The sequence below is a fragment of the Flavobacterium aureirubrum genome (assembly GCF_038739835.1).
GTDB classification, from domain to species: domain Bacteria; phylum Bacteroidota; class Bacteroidia; order Flavobacteriales; family Flavobacteriaceae; genus Flavobacterium; species Flavobacterium aureirubrum.
Genome location: NZ_JBCGDO010000019.1, coordinates 32199 through 52956 on the forward strand (window position 1 = coordinate 32199; position 20758 = coordinate 52956).

Annotated in this window: 21 protein-coding genes, 1 tRNA gene and 1 riboswitch; of the genes, 10 read left to right on the top strand and 12 right to left on the bottom strand. The window is 33.7% G+C overall.

Annotation, left to right across the window (positions count from 1 at the left end; all coding sequences use genetic code 11):
* Nucleotides 1-13 precede the first annotated feature (13 nt).
* The gene (locus WFZ85_RS12780) at nucleotides 14-475 is read right to left on the bottom strand and encodes a hypothetical protein (RefSeq protein ID WP_342696689.1); all 462 of its coding nucleotides are present in this window, start codon (nucleotides 473-475) and stop codon (nucleotides 14-16) included.
* On the bottom strand, nucleotides 462-971 hold the full coding sequence (locus tag WFZ85_RS12785) for an RNA polymerase sigma factor (protein ID WP_342696690.1): 510 nt from the start codon (nucleotides 969-971) through the stop codon (nucleotides 462-464). The genes WFZ85_RS12780 and WFZ85_RS12785 overlap by 14 nt, the downstream gene beginning before the upstream one ends.
* 123 nt (nucleotides 972-1094) lie before the next feature.
* On the opposite strand from WFZ85_RS12785, the gene WFZ85_RS12790 reads away from it, so the two are divergent.
* Entirely contained in the window at nucleotides 1095-2510 is a 1416-nt protein-coding gene (locus tag WFZ85_RS12790; RefSeq protein WP_342696691.1) for a S41 family peptidase, read from the top strand.
* 79 nt (nucleotides 2511-2589) lie between these two features.
* Here the strand turns inward: WFZ85_RS12790 and WFZ85_RS12795 are convergent, their stop codons facing one another.
* Entirely contained in the window at nucleotides 2590-4542 is a 1953-nt protein-coding gene (locus WFZ85_RS12795; protein WP_342696692.1) for a TonB-dependent receptor plug domain-containing protein, read from the bottom strand.
* Nucleotides 4543-4624: 82 nt separating this feature from the next.
* Nucleotides 4625-4963: riboswitch (cobalamin riboswitch) on the bottom strand.
* A gap of 49 nt (nucleotides 4964-5012) precedes the next feature.
* On the opposite strand from WFZ85_RS12795, the gene WFZ85_RS12800 reads away from it, so the two are divergent.
* The 3 genes from WFZ85_RS12800 to WFZ85_RS12810 all read left to right on the top strand — a co-directional run bounded on the left by WFZ85_RS12800 (nucleotide 5013) and on the right by WFZ85_RS12810 (nucleotide 8139).
* On the top strand, nucleotides 5013-6149 hold the full coding sequence (locus tag WFZ85_RS12800; protein ID WP_342696693.1) for an ABC transporter substrate-binding protein: 1137 nt from the start codon (nucleotides 5013-5015) through the stop codon (nucleotides 6147-6149).
* 103 nt (nucleotides 6150-6252) lie between these two features.
* Complete coding sequence (locus tag WFZ85_RS12805; RefSeq protein ID WP_342696694.1) at nucleotides 6253-7278, top strand: iron ABC transporter permease; 1026 nt, start codon at nucleotides 6253-6255, stop codon at nucleotides 7276-7278.
* Between the two features lie 81 nt (nucleotides 7279-7359).
* Nucleotides 7360-8139, top strand: a complete 780-nt coding sequence (locus WFZ85_RS12810) for an ABC transporter ATP-binding protein (RefSeq protein ID WP_413789739.1) — start codon at nucleotides 7360-7362, stop codon at nucleotides 8137-8139.
* On the opposite strand, the gene WFZ85_RS12815 is transcribed toward WFZ85_RS12810, so the two are convergent.
* The 3 genes from WFZ85_RS12815 to WFZ85_RS12825 are packed head-to-tail and all read right to left on the bottom strand — an operon-like array spanning nucleotide 8136 to nucleotide 9677.
* Nucleotides 8136-8648 (bottom strand): hypothetical protein, encoded by a 513-nt coding sequence (locus WFZ85_RS12815; protein ID WP_342696696.1) that lies wholly within the window; start codon nucleotides 8646-8648, stop codon nucleotides 8136-8138. The genes WFZ85_RS12810 and WFZ85_RS12815 overlap by 4 nt on opposite strands.
* Before the next feature lie 3 nt (nucleotides 8649-8651).
* Entirely contained in the window at nucleotides 8652-9104 is a 453-nt protein-coding gene (locus WFZ85_RS12820; RefSeq protein ID WP_342696697.1) for a tRNA (cytidine(34)-2'-O)-methyltransferase, read from the bottom strand.
* Between the two features lie 12 nt (nucleotides 9105-9116).
* Nucleotides 9117-9677: a pseudouridine synthase gene (locus WFZ85_RS12825; RefSeq protein WP_342696698.1), complete on the bottom strand. Its 561-nt coding sequence runs from the start codon at nucleotides 9675-9677 to the stop codon at nucleotides 9117-9119.
* An 81-nt stretch (nucleotides 9678-9758) separates the two neighbouring features.
* On the opposite strand from WFZ85_RS12825, the gene WFZ85_RS12830 reads away from it, so the two are divergent.
* The 4 genes from WFZ85_RS12830 to WFZ85_RS12845 all read left to right on the top strand — a co-directional run bounded on the left by WFZ85_RS12830 (nucleotide 9759) and on the right by WFZ85_RS12845 (nucleotide 14966).
* Nucleotides 9759-11090: a DNA recombination protein RmuC gene (locus tag WFZ85_RS12830; protein WP_342696699.1), complete on the top strand. Its 1332-nt coding sequence runs from the start codon at nucleotides 9759-9761 to the stop codon at nucleotides 11088-11090.
* Nucleotides 11074-11622 (top strand): acyl-CoA thioesterase, encoded by a 549-nt coding sequence (locus WFZ85_RS12835; RefSeq protein WP_342696700.1) that lies wholly within the window; start codon nucleotides 11074-11076, stop codon nucleotides 11620-11622. Before WFZ85_RS12830 ends, WFZ85_RS12835 begins: the two co-directional genes overlap by 17 nt.
* A gap of 108 nt (nucleotides 11623-11730) precedes the next feature.
* Complete coding sequence (locus tag WFZ85_RS12840) at nucleotides 11731-12864, top strand: hypothetical protein (RefSeq protein WP_342696701.1); 1134 nt, start codon at nucleotides 11731-11733, stop codon at nucleotides 12862-12864.
* A 20-nt stretch (nucleotides 12865-12884) separates the two neighbouring features.
* Nucleotides 12885-14966 carry an FG-GAP-like repeat-containing protein gene (locus WFZ85_RS12845; protein WP_342696702.1) on the top strand — a complete coding sequence of 694 codons (2082 nt, stop codon included), beginning with the start codon at nucleotides 12885-12887 and terminating at the stop codon, nucleotides 14964-14966.
* A gap of 75 nt (nucleotides 14967-15041) precedes the next feature.
* Here the strand turns inward: WFZ85_RS12845 and WFZ85_RS12850 are convergent, their stop codons facing one another.
* Complete coding sequence (locus tag WFZ85_RS12850; RefSeq protein ID WP_342696703.1) at nucleotides 15042-15539, bottom strand: GNAT family N-acetyltransferase; 498 nt, start codon at nucleotides 15537-15539, stop codon at nucleotides 15042-15044.
* Nucleotides 15536-15991: a DUF1801 domain-containing protein gene (locus WFZ85_RS12855; protein ID WP_342696704.1), complete on the bottom strand. Its 456-nt coding sequence runs from the start codon at nucleotides 15989-15991 to the stop codon at nucleotides 15536-15538. The genes WFZ85_RS12850 and WFZ85_RS12855 overlap by 4 nt, the downstream gene beginning before the upstream one ends.
* 69 nt (nucleotides 15992-16060) lie before the next feature.
* On the opposite strand from WFZ85_RS12855, the gene WFZ85_RS12860 reads away from it, so the two are divergent.
* Both WFZ85_RS12860 and WFZ85_RS12865 read left to right on the top strand, forming a co-directional pair.
* Complete coding sequence (locus tag WFZ85_RS12860) at nucleotides 16061-17146, top strand: DUF3667 domain-containing protein (protein ID WP_342696705.1); 1086 nt, start codon at nucleotides 16061-16063, stop codon at nucleotides 17144-17146.
* 5 nt (nucleotides 17147-17151) lie between these two features.
* Nucleotides 17152-18177: a M28 family metallopeptidase gene (locus WFZ85_RS12865; RefSeq protein WP_342696706.1), complete on the top strand. Its 1026-nt coding sequence runs from the start codon at nucleotides 17152-17154 to the stop codon at nucleotides 18175-18177.
* A gap of 59 nt (nucleotides 18178-18236) precedes the next feature.
* Here the strand turns inward: WFZ85_RS12865 and WFZ85_RS12870 are convergent.
* From WFZ85_RS12870 to WFZ85_RS12885, 4 genes are all read right to left on the bottom strand, one after another.
* Nucleotides 18237-18310: transfer RNA gene (locus WFZ85_RS12870), tRNA-His, on the bottom strand.
* A 61-nt stretch (nucleotides 18311-18371) separates the two neighbouring features.
* Nucleotides 18372-19088, bottom strand: a complete 717-nt coding sequence (gene bshB1, locus WFZ85_RS12875) for a bacillithiol biosynthesis deacetylase BshB1 (protein ID WP_342696707.1) — start codon at nucleotides 19086-19088, stop codon at nucleotides 18372-18374.
* 30 nt (nucleotides 19089-19118) lie between these two features.
* Entirely contained in the window at nucleotides 19119-20183 is a 1065-nt protein-coding gene (locus tag WFZ85_RS12880) for a chorismate-binding protein (RefSeq protein ID WP_342696708.1), read from the bottom strand.
* Entirely contained in the window at nucleotides 20184-20606 is a 423-nt protein-coding gene (locus tag WFZ85_RS12885; protein ID WP_342696709.1) for a PaaI family thioesterase, read from the bottom strand.
* Nucleotides 20607-20758 lie beyond the last annotated feature (152 nt).

The following is a 20758-nucleotide window of genomic DNA, read 5'->3' on the forward strand; positions in this document are numbered from 1 at the left end:
AATTTCTGATTGTTTATTTTTTAAAAATTTTGTTTTTTGTTTGTTCATATTCATTTAAATAATTCATACTTCCAATGCCTTTATTCACACTTTCTGAAATTAAAGCCAATGCTTTTTGCGTTTCTCTAAACGCCACTTCAGGATCATCATAAGTACCTAAATCATTCGATTTTGGTTGGTTATAATGATTAAATGTAAACAAACCCACGCTCAATAAAACGGCCACAGAAGCGGCAACTGATAACCAAACTGCTATATTACGCTTCTTATCTTGACGACCTGCGGTTAATGGTAACGTAGCACTACATTGTTCTTGCTTTGCTTGCGTTGCATAACCAAATACTGGTTTGTATTGTTCCAAATGTGGCGCCACATCTGAGGAAGCAAAATAGTCTTTCAACTCCTTTTCTTCGGTAATACTGGTTGCTGCTTCAAAGTATTTTTCTAGTAAATTTTCTATTCTATCCCATGCCATAATGATGTGTTTTTATCATTTGTTCTCTTATCGTTTTTCTTGCTCTTGATAATGCTGTTCTGACGGCTTGTTCGTTCATGTCTAAAATCGCACCAATTTCTGAAAACTCCATTTCCTCAATATCGCGCATCTGAACAATCAATTTTTGTGTTTCGGGTAATTCATTTATCATTTTCTCTACCCAATGCCACGTGTCTTTGTCTTCTACTTTTTGTTGTAAACTAGCTTCCCTATCGGTGTAGTTAGTATGTACAATTTTTAAATTGTTGGCTCTTTTTGATTTTAATTGGTCCAAACAATAATTTTTTGTCATTGTTAGGGCTAATGCTTCCACGCTAGTATAAATTTCTAAATTGTCATTTTTATTCCACAGTTTTACTAATACCTCTTGAGTAGCATCTTCGGCTTCTTCCCTGCTTACGAGTAATCGTTTCGCTACTCGGAAGAGTTTGTCCTTAAATGGATTAACCATTTGCATAAACTCATTTTGGTTCATTAAAGCTATTTTGGTTACTGGTTATAAAATCAAGACGACACATCATTTTATTTGTTACAAACAAAATGTAATTATTAATCAAAACTTAGTAAATTTACATTTATTAAAAACAAAAAAGCAGTTATGAAAACTTTTGTGAAATCTTTTTTACTCTTATTCTTATTTTCCCTGACTAGCTGCGAAGATATGGATGACAATGCAGTTCCTAGTAGTCTCGAGATTAAAGACTTTGTATGGAAAGGTATGAATTTATATTATTTATGGCAAGCTGATGTTCCCGATTTAGACGACGAACGATTTGCCAATCAACAAGAACTCAACAATTTTCTTGAACCGTTTGAAAATCCTACTACGCTTTTCAATGCTTTACGCATTAATAATTCCATAGACCGATATAGTGCTATTTATAGCGATTATGATGTGCTGGAAGGTATAATTTCGGGAAACACGCTAAATAATGGTATGGATTTTGGCGTGCGATCAATAAACGGAACAAACAGTGTTTATGGCTGGGTACGCTATATTATTCCAAACTCTGATGCAGCTACAAAAGACATACAGCGCGGCGACATTTTTTATGCCGTCAATGGCATTCCCTTAAATGAGGATAATTTTAGAACGCTTTTATTTGGTAATAACACAACATATACGGTCAACTTGGCTAGTTACAGTAGTGATAGCAATGGTTTTGTTACTATTACACCCAACGGACAATCGGTTACATTAACGAAAACGGAATTGGCAGAAAATCCTATTTTAGTAAATACTGTGATTACTCAAAATGAAAAGAAAATTGGGTATTTGATGTACAATGGGTTTTTCGCTTCCTTTGACAATCAGTTGAATACCGTTTTTGGTAATTTTTTATCGCAAGGTGTTACGCATCTAGTATTGGATTTGCGCTACAATTCGGGTGGATCGATTGGTACCGCTACAAAATTAGCCAGCATGATTACAGGTCAATTTACGGGACAAGTATTTGCTAGTCAACAATGGAATTCAAAAGCACAAAGTTTTTTTCAACAAAATAATCCGGGCGCACTTCAAAATAAGTTTGTTGGTGGATTGAATAGTTTAAACCTCAACAAAGTGTATGTTCTTACCAGTAAAAGCACTGCTTCGGCCAGTGAATTGGTAATTAATTGCCTAAAACCGTATATCAATGTAGTTCAAATTGGTGATGTTACGACTGGTAAAAATGTAGGATCGATTACGTTATATGACTCGCCTACTTTTGCTAAGTCCAATGTAAATCCCAATCATAAATATGCGATGCAACCTGTGGTATTAAAAATTGTAAATAAAGATGGCTTTGGCGATTATGTGGCAGGAATTTCTCCAACAGTACCTTTGCAAGAAAATCTTTCCAATTTAGGCGTTTTAGGTGATGTGGACGAACCGCTACTAAATGCTGCCATCAATCAAATCATAGCTAGTGGTAGAATGTATCCGCAACTATTAAGTACTATGGCACGAGACTTTACTGACTCTAAAGCGATCAATCCGTTGCGTACAGAAATGTATATCGATCGAAACTGATTAATTTTATCAGAAACGTTTGTAAACAAAAAAAGGATAATCTTAGTTATCCTTTTTTTATTTGCCGTCAGTTATTGTTTTAAAGTGTAATATTCAAACCCACTTGAAAGTTTCGACCTCGTGTAGCATAACCCACATTTTCTGTAAATTCCTCGTTCAAAATATTGGTTACTGTGCCAAAAAAGGTCAATCTATTTTTTATCAACTCTTGTTTAAAAAGAAAATTAAACAGTTGGTAAGAACCCAATTCTACTGTAGTGGTTTGAAAAGTAGTTCCATCAAAAAAAGCATCATTTCTGGCATCAAAATACTGATAACTCACATTGAACAGCGTTCGACTTGACGGTTGAAAATCCAAACTGACATTGGCTTTATGTCGAGGGATTAATCTATTCAACGCTTCGTCTACTTGAGTAAAAGTATAGTTTCCGTTGAATTTTATTTGGTCCGAAACAGCAACGCTCAGGCCGGTTTCGATTCCTTTAGCTTTATTTTTTCCATTGATATTAATATAAAAAGCATCAAATGTGGTTGGGTCAAAATAAAAACCAAAGGAATTCTTTTCATCTCGGTAAAACCCTACCACATTCAATCGTAGTCTTTTATTAAATAACTCCGTTTCAAATCCTGCTTCGATAGTTGCATTTTCTTCGGGTGTTAAACTAGTGTTTCCAAATTCGGAATACAGTTGATATAAACTAGGCGTGATGTAAGCGGTGCTGTAGGAAGCCAACACTTTCAACGGAAACGAAGTTTTAAAACTATAGGATGGATTGACGTTATATACTACAAAATTACCATATTCGCTATGATGGTTTAAACGTGAACCCGCGTTAATATTCAAACCAAATTTGGAAGTGTACACCAAAGTAACGTAGGGATCGAGCATGGTAAATTTGGTACTTTCTCTGGTAAGATTGCCAAAGGGTGTTTGGCTCAGCATATCGTGAAACTGGTAGTTAAAACCCGTTACCATAAAAAAGGAGTCATTGAATTGGTATTTATTAAAAGCATCTACAATAGCACTACGCGATTCATACAACGAGTAGTCAACCGTATTTGAAAAACTATTCAGCTCAAAATAATCGCGCGAAATTCTATTTGCCGCTGCATTAATATTGAATTCTCCTTTAGTGTATTTATATTTTGGTGCAAAACCAACTCTGAATTGCTCCGAAGTTGTGGTATTTACCGCATTATCGTTCAACCCAGTATTGTCAAAAGCGGCGTCATAATTATTACTGATTTTATCATAATTAGCAAAAAAATCAAGGGTTATCTTATCTGTAGCTTTTACTCCAAATTTTGTTAAAACATTTTGTCTAGAAAAAATATCTTCTTCATACTTCAAACCCGAACTTGGTGCCGCTATTTGTGACATATTGCCCGTTTCTGTACTATTAAAGCTGGCAAAATAGCTGAACTTTTCATTAGCACCGTTGATGGAAATTCCTTGATTGAAATCTTGTCCATTGTATTTTTTATCATCAAACGTATTGTTTGAACCAATGTTGACATAGGCATTTCCAGTCATTCCTTTTTTAGTTCCTTTTTTCAAAGAGATGTTTATAACACCCGTTGCTGCGCCAGTTCCATAAAGCGTTCCTGCTGCGCCTTTCATTACCTCAATGCGCTCTACTTGTTCTACAGGCAATAATCGTAAATCATATTCCAAACTAATACCCGATGCATCAGTGACCGGAATACCATCAATCAAAATTAAGACCTGACGGTTTTTTCCACCACGAATGTAGTAGCCTAAATTTTTTCCGTTTGCCGATTGATTTCCGTTGATATCTACTCCTACAACTTGAGACAAAACAGTAGCTAAATTTTGTCCTGACTTTTTTTCTAAATCGCTCGCCGTTATGACTTCGATTACCTTTCCTGATTTTTCTTTGCGTTGCGCAAATTTGGTATCAGAAATTACCACTTCTTCTAAGGAATTCACTTTGGTAGAATCCTTTACTTGCGCATAGGCACAAGTGTTTAACAAGGCTACAATAGCCATTGCTCTTACTGTTTTCTTCATTTTTAGTTCAACAATAATTTTAATAATACAGGGAGAAAAGTATAGAATTTACCCATACCCAAACCTTTTTTCCCGAAAGTTTGTTACTCAATGAAAAAAGGCAGGTCTCCTGGCTTGCGTCTTGTTGTTTACCTTCCCATTCGGATTTGGGATTTGGGATTTTAGATTTGGGATTTAAAAAAATTCCTATTCCTAATTCCTAATTCCTAAATCTACAAACAGTGGTTTTGTAGATAACAACAAGCTTGATAGCTTACAGTTGCGGGAACAGCTCGGGATTTTTGATTTTTGAATGTTTATTATTGATTTCAGATTTTTAGTTCTGCAATCTTCAATCGTTACTCATCAATCTTCAATCACCCGATTCCCTTTTAATGTAATTTTAAAAAGTAAAATCACAACCTTAATTCGGGTACAAATGTAAGTTTAATTTATTTAACACAAAATGTTACTTTTGTGAAAACGTTATAATGAAAAATATTGCTACTATTTTGTCGATTGTAATTATTTCTTTATCATTAGTTCGATGCAAAAATGAACCAAAATCAGCAAAATTAAAATCGCAAAAAAATACAGTCCAGTATGCCAAAGGTTTTTCTATTGAAAATTACAAGGGATATTCGGTTGTAACCGTTAAAAATCCTTGGCCGAATGCCAACAAAAACTACAGGTATATTCTAAAAGAAAAAAATGGAATTATTCCTGATAGTTTAAAAAAAAATACCCTCATTTCAATTCCTATAAAAAATATTGTAGTTACTTCTACAACCCATATTCCTTCGTTGGAAATGCTTAGTGTAGAAAATACTTTAATAGGTTTCCCCAATCTGAATTATATTTCTTCGGAAAAAGTAAGAGCTAGAATTGAAGCAAAAAAAATAACAGAACTAGGCAACAATAAGACTTTAAATACCGAAGTCTTACTCGACATGCAACCCGATGTGATTATTGGATATGGCATTGACAATAGTAATCCTACTTTGGACAATCTGCAAAAAAATGGATTAAAAGTAATGTTCAATGGCGATTGGAACGAAGAAACGCCTCTTGGAAAAGCCGAATGGATTAAATTCTTTGGTGCTTTATACGGCAAAGAAAAAGAGGCGAAAGAAATCTTTTCTAAAATTGAAAAGGATTATTTAAATACTATTAAGCTTGCCAAAAAAGCAAAAACACAACCAACAATTTTAGCTGGCGATATGTTTGAAGACCGCTGGTATTTGCCCAAAGGCAGCAGCTGGGGAAGTTTACTTTTAAAACAAGCCAATGGCAATTATCTTTGGCAAGAAACCAGCGGCACCGGAAGTTTGTCCTTTTCTTTTGAAACCGTTTTTGAAAAAGCAGCCATGGCAGACGTTTGGATTACTTCAGGACAATTTTCGTCTTTATCCGAAATGACCAATTCTAATCCACATTATGCTAAATTCAAAGCTTTCAAAAATAAAAATGTATATTCGTTCAGTGGCAAGAAAGGAAAAACGGGTGGTGTTTTGTATTATGAATTGGCTCCAAACCGACCGGATTTAGTCCTGAAAGATTTGGTAAAGATTTTGCATCCTGAATTGTTGTCGAGTTATAAACCTGTCTTTTTTGAGAAATTAAAATAGTTTTCACCACAATATTGTCATTCCGAGGCACGAGGAAACTCATAATTTGAATCATACGTAATGTGATTCCTCCTTCGTCGGAATGACAAAAAAAGAAATAAAAATGTTTAAAAGTCGAAAAACAGTAATTTTTACCATTTTAACACTGCTATTGCTATTGACATTGCTATTGAATATCTCGTTTGGTCAAGTGGACATTCCAATGAAAGAAGTTTTTAATAGCTTATTTGGTGGTCATGCTTCAAAAGATACTTGGGAATATATTATTGTGAATTTTCGATTACCGAAAGCCATTACGGCTATTCTTGTTGGTATTGGGCTTTCCATTTCTGGTTTATTGATGCAAACCTTATTTCGAAATCCATTGGCCGGACCTTATGTTCTCGGATTGAGTTCGGGTTCCAGTTTGGGAGTGGCTTTTGTAATTCTGGGTGCTACTTTTTTACCAACTTTTTTATCTCAAATTTTGTTATCGCAATATGGAATTATATTGGCGTCTTGCATCGGTAGTTTGCTGGTGTTGTTATTAATTTTAATTGTTTCCCAGCAATTGAAAGACACCATGTCTATCCTGATTGTGGGATTGATGTTCAGTAGTTTTACTAGTGCTATTGTAAGCGTTTTTACGTATTTTAGTTCGGCCGAACAATTACAGAAATATACCTTTTGGTCTATGGGAAGCATTGGAAATCTGTCTTGGAAAAATATTGTTCTATTAAGCATTGCAGTTTTCATTGGATTGTTGCTGAGTTTGCTTTCTTTAAAACCTTTAGATGCTTTGTTATTGGGAGAAAACTATGCCAAAAGTATGGGCTTAAATATCAAAAAAGCACGCTATATTATAATACTAGCAACGAGTGTTTTTGCCGGAAGCATTACCGCTTTTGCTGGCCCAATTGCTTTTATTGGTTTAGCGGTTCCGCATTTGGGAAAACTTTTATTTCAGACGAGTAACCATAAAGTTTTATTTTTTGCCACGGTGCTTATTGGTTCTATAATAATGTTATTTTGTGATATGGTTTCCCAAATGCCTGGATTTGATTTTACGTTACCTATCAATGCGATAACCTCTATTATTGGGGCACCAGTAGTTATTTGGTTAATTGTTAGGAAGAAAAGTATTCAGTAATTAGTATTCAGTAATTAGTATTCAGTAATCAGTATTTAGTGTTCGGTAAACAGCAAAATAATAATTCGCGAATTTGTGGTTATAAATAAAAACATATTATCTACATCAAATCTCTCCATTGGTTACGCCACCAAGAAGGGGAAAAATACTATTGCCTTTAATTTAAACCTAAGTTTGGAAGCAGGGAAACTCATTGCTATAGTTGGTGCAAACGGCATCGGAAAATCAACTTTATTGCGCACCTTGACGGGAATTCAAAAACCATTGGATGGAAAAGTATATTTGAATTCGAAAAGCATTCATGACTTTGATGCGAAAGATTTAGCACAAAATCTAAGTGTAGTACTCACCGAAAAATTACCCCCTAGCAATTTAACTGTTTTTGAGTTGATTGCTCTTGGAAGACAACCTTACACGAATTGGCTTGGCAAACTTTCACCTGAAGATTATCAAAAAATAAATCAAGCGGTTGTACTCACACATATTGAACATTTACTTGATAAAAAATGTTATGAAATCAGTGATGGACAGTTGCAGATTGTTTTAATTGCGAGAGCTTTGGCACAAGACACACCATTGATTATTCTGGATGAACCGACTACACATTTGGATTTACCACACAAGGTTTCAGTTTTTAAATTGCTCAAAAAACTATCACAAGAAACCGATAAATGTATTTTATTTTCAACTCACGATGTGGATTTAGCCATTCAATTGAGTGATGAAATGATTGTGATGTCAGAAGAAAATGTGGTGCAAGACCAACCTTGTAATTTGATTACGAAAGGTGTTTTCAATTCGCTTTTTAAAGACAATGCAATCAGTTTTGATGGCGAAAAAGGGAAGTTTGTGATTAATTAATTTTTCACTCCTTTCTGCTTTAATCTATTAATTTCTTTTTCGACCAAAACCTGAAAACTATCGTTATCAAAACCTTCAGAGTTTATTTCGCTTTTATATTGTTCAAACAAAAAATATTTTCTTTGATAAACTTCGTAGTTACAACAAGTACCTAAAAAATCTTGATATTTATTATAGATTACAATATCATCTTTTTCAAAAACAATCGTTCTTGGTATAATAGGATATAACAAAGTTGATAATAAAATTCCAACCAAAAAAACACCTCCAAACAGATAACCTAAAAGCATTACAATCGGTGAAATAATATAATAGGAAAAATAAAAAGATAATTTTTTATAAGGCTTTAAATGAAAAATAAAAAGAACAAAACCAGTAAAAGATAAAACAATTTTCAGTGAAAAAATAATAGTCTGATTGAGACCATAACCAGTTAATTTATAAATCATAAAATGGATTATCAAAAAAGACAACAAATATAAATGATATTTGGTTAACTTGCTTTTCATAACTTATCTCAAATTAATCTGCCTTCTCGCTTCGCCAACCACAAATGCCACCGAATTGGCAATATTAAAACTACGAATTAAGTTGGACATTGGAATTTTCAAATGGTTTTCAAATTGATTTAAAACTTCTTCGCTCAAACCCACACTTTCTTTACCAAAAACCAACCAATCGCCATCTTGGTATTCCACTTCATAGATGGATTTAATAGCACGAGAACTAGTTAAAAAAACTCTCGATTTATCTGGAATTTGTGTCAACCATTCACCAACTGTTTCATATTCTTTCCAGTCCAAATGCACCCAATAATCTAAACCCGAACGTTTCAAATTCTTATCGGTAATCTCGAAACCATAGGGTTTTATCAAATGCAAACGACTTTCAGTACCGACACAAAGACGACCAATATTGCCAGTATTATTTGGGATTTCGGGTTCTACTAAAACGATGTTAAGCATAATGATTTAGGATTAAAAAAAAGTTTCTACTTCAAGTACTTCGCCAGCTTTGAGTTGCAAATGTATGTTTCCTACTCTAATTCTCACTAATCTGAGTGTGGGAAATCCAACGGCAGCAGTCATTTTTCGCACTTGACGAAATTTCCCTTCGGTTAACGTGATGGAAATCCAGCTTGTTGGTCCGTGACGTTCATCTCTAATTTTTCGTCCTTCGCCAATGCAACTTGGAAGTTCCGAAATAATTTTAGCGTCACATTTTTTGGTTGAATATCGTATGCCTTTAAATCCTATTTCTACACCATTTTTTAATTTGTCAATTGCTTCTTGATTAATCATTCCATCCACTTGGGCATAATACTCTTTTTCCACGGTTTTGCTTCTCACCAATTCACTCATCATTCCATCAGTTGTTAGCAACAATAACCCTTCAGAATCTTCATCCAAACGACCGATTGCCATAGTACCTTCGGGAAAATTATGCAATTCGCCCAGCAACTTTTTATTTCGTTTTTTGGCATAAATAAATTGACTTAAAAAGCCGTGAGGTTTATGGATAAGGAAGTGTCGGTGCATTGATTTTTAATTAAAACAAAAATACATTTTTCAATTCCTACATTTCAATTTAATGCTTATTTTTACCAAAAACATTTCAAAATGCCTGAATTTATCTCACTTATAATTACTTTCATCATCGCCTTAGCCGTTGGTATTTTCCTTGGCAAAATTATTTTTTCTGCCAATGCAAAATCAGAGAAAGCGGGATTGGAAGAAAAATTAAATGGTTTGTTACAACAAATTGAGCAATTCAAATTGCAACTCAATCAAACTGTTCAGGAAAGAGAAACCATTCGAACGGAGAAAGAGTCGTTAGCCATTCAACTATCAAAAAAGGAAACCGATTTTGAAAATCTTTGGGAACGCAACAAAGAACAAAAAGAGGAAGTTGAAAAACTTCAAGAGAAATTCACCAAAGAATTTGAAAATTTAGCGAATAAAATTTTGGAAGAGAAAACCACTAAATTCACCGAACAAAATAAAGAAAATCTGAAAAATATTCTTTCCCCTTTGCAGGATAAAATTCAGCTTTTTGAAAAGAAAGTAGAAGATACTCACAAGGAAAGTATTGATTATCATGCAGCTTTGCGTCAACAAATTCTTGGCTTGCGCGAAATGAACGAGCAAATGAGTAAAGAAACCTTGAACCTGACTAAAGCATTGAAAGGCGATAGTAAAATGCAAGGCAATTGGGGCGAATTAATTTTGGAAAGAGTATTAGAAAAATCAGGATTAGAAAAAGGAAGAGAATATGAAGTGCAACAAAGTTTTGTAACCGAAGAAGGCAATCGCGTTTTTCCTGACGTAGTTATAAATCTTCCCGACGGTAAGAAAATGATTGTGGATTCAAAAGTAACTTTGACGGCCTATGAACGCTACATTAATGAGGAAGATGATAATTCAAAAGCACAGCATTTAAAAGAACATGTCATGGCATTGAAACGTCATGTTGATCAATTGAGTGAGAAGAATTATCACGATTTGTATCAAATGGAAAGTCCTGATTTTGTTTTGCTTTTCATCCCTATCGAATCCGCTTTTGCTTTAGCTTTAAATGAGGATACAACCCTGTATAACAAGGCATTTGAAAAAAATATTGTCATAGTTACACCATCAACATTATTGGCTACGCTGCGAACCATAGACAGCATGTGGACCAATCAAAAACAGCAAGAAAATGCGATAGAAATTGCACGTCAAGCTGGTGCATTATATGACAAATTTCAAGGTTTTGTTGATGATTTAGTATTAGTTGGTAAAAAAATGGATGAAGGCAAAAAAGCATATGAAGAATCAATGAAAAAATTATCTTCAGGCGACGGTAATTTGGTAAGAAGAGTTGAAAACTTAAAAAAAATGGGAGCTAAAGCAAAGAAATCATTACCAGAAAATATTTTACAAAGAGCCAATAAAGATGAGCAGCAGTTTTAAAACGGTAGAGTCCTCAATAGTTATCATTTCGCAATTAATGTTGCCTTCCTACACTAATTTTAGTGGTAAAATTCATGGTGGATATATCTTGTCACTGCTAGACCAAATTGCTTTTGCTAGTGCCTCTAAATTTTCGGGGCATTATTGTGTTACAGCATCGGTTGATACGGTTGATTTTTTAAACCCAATAGAAGTAGGTGAGCTTGTAACTATGAAAGCAAGCGTAAACTATGTTGGCAAAAGTTCCATGATTGTGGGTATTCGGGTCGAAGCCGAAAACATACAAACGGGCAAAGTAAAACATTGTAATTCGAGTTACTTTACTATGGTTGCCAAAGATGAACAGGGAAACAATGTTGAAGTGCCCGGATTGATTTTGAATACTGATGATGAATTAAAACGTTTTTGCAACGCTTTAAAGCAAATTAGCTTAAAAAAAGACAGAAATCTGTTTGAAGATATTTTCGATTATCATTCTGAAGAAACTCGAGATAAACTTAAAGATTATCGTGTTAAATTGAATAATATTTAGAAATATACTGTAACATTCTCATAAAATGATGTTTAATTTTATTGGTAATTAAATTATTTTTAATTTATAATAAAAAAATATTATTTTTGGTTGCATTTTACCTTTGATATGAAAAGAATATACTACCTACTAATTTTTGCTATTTTATCTATTACTTCATTTATTGCCTGTTCAGAAAACAATGATGACGGTTATACACCAGTTTCTCCTGTTGTAGTTGATTTAACGCAAGTACCTTATTCAAAGTTATCGGATTATAAATTTTTCGAAGGCGATATGAAAAATCAAGTTCCTTCGTTGGGTGTTTTACCTTATGAACCGGCAAGTTCATTGTTTACTGATTATGCGTTGAAAAAAAGATTTGTTTGGATGCCAAAAGGTGTTAAAGCTACTTTTAACGGAAGTAATAACGTAATTGAACTTCCTGTTGGTGCGGCATTAATCAAAACATTTTACTACAATAATGTTCAAGATATAACACCTATGGGTGCGACGCGTATCATTGAAACTAGGGTAATGATTAGAAAAGCAAATGGTTGGATATTTGCCGAATATATTTGGAATGCAGAGCAAACCGAAGCTTTTTTAAACATGAATGGCAGTAGCACAAGTATCACTTGGAAAGATGAAAATGACGTTATCAAAACAGTTTCAAATTATAGAATACCCTCAGCAGAAGAATGTTTAATTTGCCATAAAGTTGATGTGAACCAAGGTTCTGGTATTGTTTCTGCTGCTATTCCTATTGGTATTAAACCACAGAATTTAAATTTTAGTTACAATTATGGCACAGTATCCAAAAATCAATTAACCAAATGGATTGACGAAGGTTATTTGGAAAATGCCATACCTTCAAATTTTGAGTCTACGATTAACTATAAAGATGCTTCGCAACCATTAGAAAAAAGAGTTAGATCATACTTAGATATCAATTGTGCTCATTGTCATCAAGAAGGAAGTCACTGTTCATATAGACCTATGCGATTTGCATTTAGTGAAACAGGTGGCACAAATGGAAGAACAAACCAAGGAGTTTGCCAAGACACGCAGGATATGGCAGGTTTTCCTGGCGCACTAAGTAAAATTATAAACCCTGGAAATTTCAATCGTTCTATGTTGTACTACCGTTTAGATACAGAAGAGCCAAGTTATAGAATGCCGCTCACTGGAAGATCTATTATCCACGAAGAAGGCGTAGATTTAATAAAAGAATACATCAACTCACTATCGGGTTGTCCCTAATAATTAACCAAACTTAAAACATGAACAAAATTACTTTACTTGTATTATTTGCGTTTAGTATGCAAATAAATTTCGCTCAAAATACATGTTCGACAGCATTGCCTATAACACCTGGAACTTATGTTATAGATGCCATCAACGGTACAGAAATTTCTTCGCCTATTTGCGCTGAAAATGGGCCTGGCCAAACTGCCGCAGAATGGTATGCCTATACACCTACTCAAAATTACACTGTAACTGTGACTTCTGATTTGCTGGTGAATATTTGTAAAGACAGCCGTGTTCATATTTACACTGGTACTTGTGGTAACTTAACTTGTGTAACGGGTGATGATGATAGTGGTACAATTGCCTGTAATTCTGGAAACAATAATGCCTTTTTATCAAGAGCTACTTTCAATGCGGTTGCTGGTACAACATACTATATAGCTTGGGATAATAAATGGAGTTCAGCGGGAATATCATTCCAACTCACGGAATCACCATTTGTACCGCAACCTACCGCTCCAGTAACTTTTACATCACAAACAATTAATACTATAAATAGCACCTACAACTCGGCCGTTGTGGACATGAATAATGATTTTCTTGATGACATCGTTGGTGTTAGTGCCAACAATATTAGAATTCATACTCAAAATGCAAACGGTACATTCACAGTTAATAACTTTGCAACGCCAACAATAAACAGTAATTTTCTTCCTTTCTGGAGTATTGCAGCTGGTGATTATAATAAAGATGGCTTCAATGATTTGATATATGGCGGTGGAAGCGGAGTTACATTTATGAGATCTGTTGGAACTACCATGGGTTTTACAGCAGTAACTGATTTTACACAATTTGTTTTCTGTCAAAGAACCAATTTTATTGATTTGAATAATGATGGTAATCTCGATGCCTTTTCTTGTCACGATGTAGATCCAAATGTATACTATTTAAATAATGGCTCTGGTGGATTAACTTATTTTCAATCCAATAACCCAACCACGCCGGGAGCAATCTTGTTAGGAATTAATCCCGAAGGCGGAAATTATGGTTCTATATGGACAGATTACGATAATGATGGTGACCAAGATTTATTTATTGCTAAATGTCGTGGTGGCGCAGGTACTGCAAAATTCAATGAATTGCATAGAAATAATGGAAACGGAACTTTTTCTGATGTCTCTGTAGCTGCAAATATGTATGATCCCGTTCAAACTTGGTCTGCGGCTTGGGGCGATTTTGATAATGATGGAGATATGGATGCACTTGTAGGTGCAAGCTCCTTTAGTGATGGTCCACATAAATACATGAGAAATAACGGAAACGGAACTTTCACTGATGCTACAACAGGAACAGGCTGGGATACGAATCCTTCAACAAGTATTGAACATATTGCCTATGACTTTGACAACAATGGATTTATTGATGTAATGGGCGGTGGAAATAAAATTATGTATAATCAAGGTAATGGAACTTTTGCACCATTTACTTATGGTTTTGATGTATCTGCTGTTGGTGACTTGAATAATGACGGGTTTTTAGACTTTCAATCAGGAACTACTTTAAGAATAAACTCTGGAAATGCTAACAAATGGTTAAAATTAAATTTACAAGGCATTCAAAGTAACAGAAATGGTATCGGTGCGCGAGTTGAAATATATGGTTCATGGGGAAAACAAATTAGAGATGTTAGAAGTGGTGAAGGCTTCAGATATATGAGCACATTAAATGTTTATTTTGGACTAGGAACAGCTACAACAATTGATCAAGTTATTATAAGATGGCCATCAGGAGTAGTTGATACCTTAAACAATGTTAATCCAAACCAAACTTTGTTAGTAGTAGAAGGTGTAACATTGGGAACTAATTCCTTCGAAAACTTTGTGTTCACCATGTATCCTAATCCAGTTAAGAATATCATCAATATCTCAATGAATACTGCCAATCCAGTTGAATTCATTAGCGCTGAGATTTATGACTTGACAGGAAGAAAAGTTCAAGCTACTTCGGTTCAAAATCAAACTGTAAATGTGGATGCATTGTCGACAGGCACTTATATATTGCAACTTACAGACAGTAACAATAAAAACTACAGTCAAAAATTCATCAAAGAATAATTAACTTTTTGATAAAAAAATGCCCCAAAAGTGAAAACTTTCGGGGCATTTTCGTTTAAAAGTATATCGAATTAATTATATTTTCTTTTCCATAACAAAATCATCCATTATATAGCCGTTTCCTATATCTATAACTTCTTCAAAACTGACAGAGAAACCCATTTTTTTGTAAAAATGTTGAGCACTATTGAACTTGTTAACGTTAAGATATAACGAGACTTGATGTTCTTTCTTTGCTTCTGTTTCAATATAATTTATCAATTGTTCCCCTATTCTTTTTCCTTGATGATCCGATAAAATATATATTTTATGAATTTTTGTCTTCTTTGAGCCACTGTAATTAAACTCGTATGAGGCAAAACCAATCGGTTTATTATTTTCTATTGCAAGGATAAAGTGATGCTTGTTTTCTCTTACTTGTAGTTGTAAAGCTTCTTTGCTATACATCATTTGTAACATGTACGAGAGTTGTTCTTTACTTATAATTGTGCGGTAAGCAATAGGCCAAACTTCATTTGCAATAGCTCTAATATCGGTGAAACAGTTATCTGTATTATTTACAATTGAAATCACCTTTTAAATACTATTTCGTATTTTGTAATCCAATCAGCAACAGAAACTCTTTTTGCTAATTCTCCAATTAAATCAAAAGGTATATTATCCATTTTTTTGAAACGAATGCAACTTTTCCCCATATCCAATTTTGTTTTACAATGTTTTGGATATTCCGCTACAAACCATTCTAAAAGCCTATTGTCTGCATAAATCCCCATATGATATAAGGCAATAAAATTCTTTTGTGACGCCAAGCTAATAAAAGGAAGTGGCAATTTTGGGTCACAATGATATCCTTTGGGATAAATTAAATGCGGAACTACAAAACCTATCATGCCATAACTCATTACTTCTTCAAAACCTTGTGGCAAATTATCTTTAATAGTGTTTCGTAATTTATTCATTACATCTTTTCTATTCTCCGGTAAGTTAAAAAGATATTCTTCTGGTGTTAGCGCTTTAGATTGCATGGATGTTATTTATATTTCCAAAAATAGAAATAAATTTAATAGATTTACACGTATAATTTTTGTTTTCTTATGTCAAAAAGTCCAATTAGAAATGACAAGACGTGTTTGAACTGCAGATATGTTGTAGAGAATAAATTTTGTCCCAATTGTGGACAAGAAAATATTGATACTCGAAAAACATTTTTGCAGCTATTTGTCCATTTCTTTGAAGATTTAACCCATTATGAAAATTCATTTTGGAAAACCATTAAAAACCTGATTTTCAAACCTGCTTCGCTTACGATAGAATATTTATCAGGCAAACGAATGTCCTATTTGGCACCAATCCGATTGTATATTTTCATAAGTTTTGTTACTTTTTTTGTCATTTCAATATTTCCTGAAAATGAAAATGATGATATTGTTAAAGTTAAAGAATCTACTGTTTATGAAAATGAATTAGATTCTTTAAACACTAAAAAAGACAGTATTGTTACTACTAATTTCATTAAAGGTCTTGAAAAAAATGGGTTAATTGACAAAGAAGACGTTGACTCTCTTCAAAAAGAAATGGAAATATCTAGAAAGAAGAACAGAAACAAAGAACGGATTGTAAATATTGGACATGCCTCGATAGAAGAAATGGATTCTATTCAAAAATTTGCAAAAGAAGAAGATAAACTGGGGGATTTTTACTATAGGCTTAACAAAAAATTTATTCTCGCTCAAGAAGGCAAAACCCAAAAAGAAGTTAAAGACAAGTTCACAGAGGCTTTTTTTAAGAATATTCCAAAAGCATTATTCATTTATATGCCTTTATTTGCCTTTGTTTTATGGCTTTTTCAAGATAAAAAACGATGGTATTATTTTGACCACGGAATTTTTACATTGCACTATTTTTCATTTCTGTTACTCGCTTTTTTAATAATAGAATTATATAGCTTTTTCTTTAATTTGGCTGGAAATAATGTAATCTTTCAGTCGATAACTGGAATATTAGATTTTATTGTACTCGTTTATATTCTGTATTATTTTTTTCCAGCGCATCATCGATTTTATGGTCAATCAAGATTAATTACAATTATAAAAGGTTCAATCATTTTCGTGATTAATATGATCATCCTAGGCATCATTCTTACTGGCATTGCGGCATATTCATTCATAAACATACATTAAAAATCATGATAAAAAATCTCAGTCCTTTATTTGCTTTAACACTTTTCATTAGTTGTTCATCAGCAAAAAAAAATGTTGATTATGATAAAATCGAAACTATTTATGTCAATCAAATCAACCCCGAAAGTCTAAAAACGCATTTAACTATTATTGCATCCGATGAAATGGAAGGTCGCCAAACCGGTAGTGAAGGTCAAAAAAAAGCGGGTCGTTACATCATCGATTTTTATAAAAAACAAGGCGTTGGTTTTCCAAAAGGAGCTAAAGATTATTACCAATCTGTTCCTGCTGCTTACTTAAACGCTAAAAGAAATGAAAATCTTCCTGACTCAGAAAATATTTGGGCCTTTATAGAAGGCTCAGAAAAGCCCGATGAAATCGTAGTTATTTCAGCACACTATGATCATATTGGTATAGAAAATGGAGAAGTTTTTAATGGTGCTGATGATGACGGCTCGGGAACAGTGGGCATTATGGAAATAGCGGCTGCCTTTCAAAAAGCAAAAAATGAAGGTCACGGACCAAAACGCTCTATACTAATTCTGCATGTAACTGGAGAAGAACATGGTTTGCACGGTTCAAGATACTACTCTGAAAACCCTTTATATCCCTTAAAAAACACTATTGCGAATGTGAATATAGATATGATAGGTCGTCGTGATGAATTTCACAAAGACAGCAATAATTATGTTTATTTAATTGGTTCAGATTATCTTTCTACTGATTTATACAATTTATGCGAAGAGGTGAATAAAAAACATAAGTTGTTAACTATTGACTACAAATACAATGACAAGAAAGACCCAAACCGCTACTACTATCGTTCTGATCATTACAATTTTGCAAAAAACGGAATTCCATCGGTATTTTTATTCAGCGGAGTTCATGAAGATTACCACAAAGCAACTGATGAAGTTAGCAAAATAGAATTTGATGCCTTGACTAAAAGAACACAGTATGCGTTTGCTATTGCATGGGAAATTGCCAATCGTGAAAAAAGATTACTGGTTGATAAAGACGACGCGAAATAAAAATTATAAAATATTTAAAACAAAAAAAGTCTCGATAAATCGAGACTTTTACTTTTTTGGGTGGCTGACCGGGTTCGAACCGGCGACCCGCGGCACCACAAACCGCTACTCTAACCAACTGAGCTACAACCACCATTTTAACGCGTGCAAATATATTACATTTCTTTTCTAATGCAAAGAATAATTTTAAAATTTTAAATCAAATCTGATAAGCGATTGACTGCCAAATACCTTTCTGTAGTGAAACCTTCAGCATAGTCTACCCCAACTAATCGCCCAAAATCCTGAGAGCGATAATGCACACTTTCTAGAAAATTTTTTGTAGCAATTGGTGTGACAGGTTCATTTGAATTTTCATTATAAAACTGAGAACTATAAGCTAAAATAGACTTTACTTTAATATCCATAAAACCTGTAATATCAACCACAAAATCAGGCTTAATTGTTGCCCATTGAATGTAGTGATACACTACCTTGGGTCGCCAAGATTCTTGCAAAATTCCGTCATAAATAGTTTCAATCTTACTTAAACCTGACAAAAAACAAGCATCAGAAACTAGTTTACTGCCTTTGCCATGGTCGACATGACGGTCTTGAATGGCATTGCAAATCACTATTTCGGGTTGGTATTTTCGTATCATTTCGATAATCTTCATTTGATGTGCTTCGTCATTTACAAAAAAACCGTCACGCATATTTAAGTTCTCACGAATTGAAATACCTAAAATTTCGGCAGCTAATCGCGCCTCAGCATCTCTGATTTCAACAGAACCACGGGTACCCAATTCTCCTCGGGTCAAATCAATAATTCCCACTTTTTTGCCCAAAGAAACTTCTTTTGCTAATGTGCCACTACAGCCTAATTCTACATCATCAGGATGAGCACCAAATGCCAATATATCTAATTTCATACTCTTTTTATCTTATGGTAAAAATACAATTTACTGTATACATTTCTTCATTGTCAGCGATTTATTCACCGTTTCCTGATATTCAGCCTCAGGAATGCTATCTTTGGTTACGCCACATCCGACAAAAACTTCGGCGAAGTCATCTACTATCTTCATACACCGAAGATTTACAAATAAATCGGACTGTGCCGTGTTAGTAGACGCCACGTCAATATTTAACTCTCCCAAAAAACCTGAATAATATTCTCTGTCATACTGTTCATTTGTTAAAATAAATGTTTTGGCTTCCTCTTTAGGTAAACCACAAACAGCAGATGTTGGATGTAAACTGGTTATAATATCTTTGAGATGGGTATTTGATTTTAAAATAGCAGAAATATCGGTTTTAATATGACAAAGACTTCCCGCTGTAATCGTATATGGTTTTGAAACAACAATTACATCTACTTTTTTGTTCAAACTAGAAACTATAAAATCAGTAACTAATTGTTGCTCTTCTATTTCCTTTTTGCCCCAAATTACATTATCGATGAACGCAGCTTTCTGGGTTCCAGCCAATGCTACTGTTTGAATATTTTTATCATTAATTCTCAAAAATTGTTCTGGCGTTGCGCCAATCCATAGTCCAATTTTAGGATGAAAAAAGCAATAATTAAAAGCGGTAGGATAACTGTGAACTAGTTTTTTAAAAGTAGTTTCTAAATCAAAATCATAAAGCGCTACTTTCTCTTTTCGGGATAAAACCACTTTTTGAAATTGGTTCATTTTAATAACATTCACACCTTTTTGAACTAAATCCACAAAAGCATTTTTGGCTTCATCATCTATTGAAAAAGCAGCAATTTTGTCAAAATAAAAATCAGAATAGCTGACCTTTTCAACTATAATATCTGAGTATTCATGCGGAATATAAGACATTGTATTACCATCAAAAGGAGCAAAAACAAAACCCGTTTCTTCGAAACTTTCTATAAAATATAAATGATCATTCTGTTGAAATAAGCCAACAATTCTATCCGAATTGGGTTTACAATACAACACAAAAGGAAGTTGACTCTGCTGATGAATTTCAACTTGTACAAATAAATTGGTCATCTATCTTCGGGGTAAAATCATATTAGTTAACTTACAAAGAGATATAAGCCTGTCTTTTTCATCCATAATTTTAATTTCCCAAAGATGAATGCTTCTTCCTTGATGAATAATTTTCGCTGTGCAATAAACAATCCCATCGCGCTTACTTCTCAAATGATTAGCAGAAATTTCAATGCCACGAACTTCTTGTTTCTCGGTATTAATAAACATTAGCGAAGCTGCACTTCCCACACTCTCGGCCAATGCTACAGTGGCACCACCATGTAGCAATCCCATAGGTTGATGAACTCTAGAATTTACTGGCATTTTTGCAGTTAAAAATCCTTCACCAGCATCAATGTATTCTATTTCTAATGTTTGCATCAACGTATTTTTACTCCAATCGTTGCATAGTTGCAACACTTTATCTCTTTCAAATATCATAGCGTTATTTTTGTTCCAAAATTACTACTTATTTGCATTTAAATATAAATCAAAGGACAGTGAAATCAACTACATTTATAATAATCTAGAACTTTTGACGTTATATAAGAGTGATTTTCAAATTTTCAGATAAATACTTACATTTACAAAAA